Source organism: Flavivirga jejuensis, assembly GCF_030540765.1.
Classification (GTDB): Bacteria; Bacteroidota; Bacteroidia; order Flavobacteriales; family Flavobacteriaceae; genus Flavivirga; species Flavivirga jejuensis.
Map to the genome: position 1 here is coordinate 1 of NZ_JAUOEL010000024.1, position 4,768 is coordinate 4,768.

The 4,768-nt window shown below is 42.7% G+C and carries 1 protein-coding gene; it reads right to left on the minus strand.

Translation table 11 applies throughout. From position 1 onward, the window contains the following. Nucleotides 1-4,755: SDR family NAD(P)-dependent oxidoreductase (locus Q4Q40_RS23970; protein ID WP_303304587.1), on the minus strand; the 4,755-nt coding region annotated here is incomplete at its 3' end. Nucleotides 4,756-4,768: the final 13 nt, after the last annotated feature.

The following is a 4,768-nucleotide window of genomic DNA, read 5'->3' on the forward strand; positions in this document are numbered from 1 at the left end:
CCAACGTTCGAAGGGCACGTTGTCTATCGTACAGCGCCCTTCTTTTAGAAGGTCCCAGTACTCTTCCAGATCGTTGGCTCCCGGGAACCTGCAGGACATTCCCACTACGGCTATCGATTGTCCTTTTTTATGATCGGTTCTGGTCTTTGGCTTTAGATCTTTTTCGGGGCTTGTGCTTTTTTCATGAACGGTCTCTGGATCTTTATTTTCTACCGTTTTAGCCATCTCTTTTGATAGGCTAGAAGCGGCGTCTTTGTGATCGGAGGCAGGAAGCAGGCGTTCTGATAGCTTCGTGGTATATTCCTTTGCAAGCCATGATGCTAAATCCTCTATACTCTGGTATTCGAGCAGTATCGATGGGTCAAGGTTCCCTTCGAGGTAACTGTTGAGCTTGCTCAATAACTGGGAGAGCAATACAGAGTCTACGCCATAATCTTGGAAAGGGCGGTCTTTTTCAAAGCGGTTTGGATCCATCTTCAGCTCTTCTGAAAAGAGCGTTGTTAACCAGTCTTCTGTCCCCGTGATAAGAGTTAGTGGGGTAGGCGCCTCCATTTTATTAACCTCCTTGGAAGTTAAACTTTTTTGTTTTGCCTTGCTTTTTTTTGAGGCGTCTTTTTTGATTCGGTACCCGAGTAGCTGCTCTGGGTTCCATGAGGGTTCTTTCACCATAGCAGGAAGGACTACCCGTATACTGTCCTGGGTGAGTATGTTGTCCAACAACTCGAGACCTTCCTTGTTGAGTAAGCTTTGCAAACCAGTCTGTAAATATGCCTTGCTTTTTATCTCACCTATTCCTATTTCCTTCCAACTAGGCCACTGTATACTGATGACTTTGGCCTCTTTTTGTTTACTCAAGGCAAAGTAGTCCATATAGGCATTTGCCATAGTATAATCGCTCTGTCCAGGCCCTAGAGAAGGAATAGTTGCCGATACGGAAGAGAACAGGACAAAGAACTTTAGAGATTCTTTTTCAATTTCAGAGTAGAGTGTTTCCAGTCCGTGTACCTTTGGGGATAATACCTGGGCTATTCCCGAGAGTTTTTTCCGTATAAATGCAGGATTGTCTGAATCTATTATTCCTGCGCTGTGGACAACGCCTGTTACGGTTCCCATCTCATTTTTAATTCGAGACAACATCGATTTTACGGCTTTCTGATTTGTTAGGTCTACTGATGTTACAAGTATTTTGGCACCCAAAGCCTCCAATTTCTCGATAGCCTTTATCTTAGTCGATAGGCTACTGTCCTCTTTTTTGATAACAGGCCAATATTGACGTTCAGGAATTTCTGAACGACCACTTAGAACCAATTGACGAGCACCATGTACTTTTATAAAATGTTCCGCACAGAGATATCCAATTCCACGTGTTCCTCCAGTAATGAGAATGACATCTTCAGGATTGGGGAATGTAGGCTTTGTAATAGGGGACAATGTTTCAGCTTTCAAATAAGGCTCATAACGTACCCCCGATCGGAAGCAGACTTCCGGTCGATCTCCTTCACAGGCGTACTCTTTGGAAATTATATTGGCCATCTCCTTGAGGTCTCCTGACTCAACATCTAGATGGCAGGAAGATACATGTCCATATTCGTGGCTCAGCATACGATAGAGGCCCGAACGTGTTGCCCCAGAGAGGTTGATCTGGTCGTTTCTGTACGCCTCCAAGGACTCGGTGGTACATAATAATCTGATACCAGAACGGTTCCCCTGTTCTACGGCTGTTTGGAGTATGGTTAGCCACTCTAACGAAGAATTTTCCTCTTGGGCACAACCGATAAGGTCAATGACACCGTCGAGAGCTTCCCAATCTGGTTCCAGTGACGGTTCAGAATCATCGCTATCTATTAAGAAACTTCCCGATAAGAGTGACGATACTTCTATTCCCAATGCCTTGGTTGCTTTGTTTATTAAGATTAGAACCTGTCCTTTTGCCTCTCTTAGAAAAGAGTCACTGCATTCTTTCCAATCTTTCACCATAAAATGGGACGAGTCTTGTAGGGTCAGTAAATCAGACTGTATCTTTTCTTTGAACCAATGACGTTCACGGGCAAAGGGATAAGTAGGTAAACTAATCTTTTTTATCTGTCTATCTACATAGAATTTACTCCAATCCAGATCGTATCCTTTTGCCCATATTTCCAATAACTTCTCATATTTGCCCTTATTGATCCAAGTATCTATTCCTGCCTTTATATCTTCGTCTCCAAGCATCCATAAACCATCTTTATCCTTTCTGTTTCCTAGGTACAAGCGATCGATATCGATTTCCTGTGATAGGTATTGTTCCAGTTTTTCTATCAGTTCTTGCCTGTCTTCGACCAAGATTCCCATACGTACTTCCATGGCCTCACGTCCAGTCTGTAGCATATGTGCTATCTGAACCATTTCTGCATGATCCGAGACGCTTGTCTGGAGCCATTGAGAAAAGATCTCGGCGTAGGAGCGCAGCCTTTCCTGCGTTCCAGCAGATAATACGATCATATATGGCGATGTAGTAGGGGCGTTTTTTTCCTGAGGATTTCCACGATATTCCTCAACAATAAGATGAGCATTGGATCCTCCCGCACCAAAAGAAGAGATACCTGCCCGAAGCGGATACTCGAGATCCTGTATTACCGGTCGCTTCCAATCGCTTAACTCTTGTTGTACGAGAAAGGGACTGTTTTCGAAATCTATGTGTGGGTTGAGAACTTTAGAATGTAGGGAAGGAACTAGTTGTGAGTGCTTGATCTGTAGGAGGACCTTTGTTAGTCCTGCGATTCCAGCAGCACTCTCACAATGACCTATGTTTGATTTTGCAGATCCTATGGAACAATATTGTTTATCCTTTGTGAAGGAGGCAAAGGCTCTGCTTAATCCCGCTATTTCAATAGGATCACCCAAAGAAGTTCCTGTTCCGTGTGCTTCTAGATAACTGACGGTTCGGGGATCGATGCCTGATTTTTTGAAGGCCTGGGCAATTACCTCTGCTTGTGCTATGGGGTTGGGGACTGAATACCCGTTGGTTTTACCTCCGTGATTAAGGGAACTCGATTTGATTACCCCGTATATTTGATCGCCGTCATCAATGGCTTTTGCTAATGGCTTTAATAGGACGGCACCTACGCCTTCTCCTGGTACATAACCATCACCTCCTTCCCCGAAACTCTCGCACCTGCCTTGACCAGATACAAATCGACCCTGGCTTAAGAATATGTATTTATTGGGGTGTACAGATAGGTTTACACCTCCTGCGATAGCAAGTTCACAGTCCCCTTGTTCGATACTCTGGCATGCAAGATGGATGGCAGTCAATGATGACGAGCACATGGTGTCGACGGCAAGGCTCGGGCCGTGGAGATCGTAATAATAGGATACCCGGTTGGCTATCGAAGAGGAGATGCCCCATAACGATGAAGGTTTACCTTGAGCAGTCTCTTGTGCTCCATAGAGCTGATACTCCTCGTACATCACCCCAGCAAAGACTCCTACACTGCCTCCGAGACCATTGGCGTGGTAATTGGCAAGGGAACTTCGGGTATAGCCTGCATCCTCGAAGGTGGCACTGACGCACTCAAGGAAAAGACGTTCCTGGGGATCCATAACGGCGGCTTCCTTAGGAGAGATGTTGAAGAACAAAGGATCGAACTTGTCTATGTCGTTGACAAATCCCCCCCACTTGCTGTAAGTCTTACCAGTCTTGCCCATATCTGGATCGTAGTAGAGGGAGTGATCCCACCTGTCCTTAGGGATCTCGGTGATCGAGTCCACTCCTTCCCGTAGGTTCTTCCAGAAGTCCTCCAAGGTATCTGCTCCTGGGTATTTGCCGGAAACCCCTACGATTGCAATGTCACCAATGGACTGCCCTCGGTTTAATCTCTTGGTTTTATCCGAAAAATCTATTTCACGTACGAAGCGATTTTGACCCACGATAATTTGCTCGTTCTTGTCAGTAATAATATCAGAAGATTTAATCTGATTTGGTATTTTGATCTTTTTTTTATTTGACTCAAACAATTCTGTTAGTTGATTGTTATATTCGCTGACGAAATACCCACTAAGATCTTTTATATTCTGATATTCAAAAAACAGTGTCTTTGGTAAATTTCCAAAAGCATTTTCTAATTGATTGGTCAGTTGAATAACCATTATTGAGTCGATACCGTACTTCTCCATGGGAGCTTCGGCATCGATTCTTGAAACCGGAATCTTCAAAACAGTAGAGAGTAGTTTCTTTAAATACTTTATTGTTTCTTCTTGAGAATGATCAATAGTAACTGAACCATCTAATTGTTTAGGTCTTTTGACATCTTTCAAAAAGGATTCTTCATCCGAGCCATTATTGTTGTTATCTTGAAAAAACTTGATTATAAGATCGTTATGTTCTTTGGATATATATTGCGATATCTCACGAAGCGTTGAAAATGCAAGTAAAGATGTTGTTTCAATCTCAATTTTTAATATATAACTTATTTTTCCTATAAGTAAACTTATCAAAGGGGTATCCAAACCGTATTCAACAAATTCTGCATCAACTTCTATTTCTTGCTTAGGTACCTGAAGCACTTCGCTTGTAGTTTTTACCAGTAATTCAAGTACTTTCTTTTTTAAATTTATTTCCTTTATTGTTTCGGTAATAATTTTAGTATTTTCCTTTTTTAAAAGAGGAATAACATTTGACTTTATTTTCTTTTGATTTCCTTGAAGTACTGTGATCTGGGAGGTTTGTGTTTTCCATGCGCTGTAAAGTGTTTCGATACCGTTATGGGTATCCAAGGGAGTGATTCCA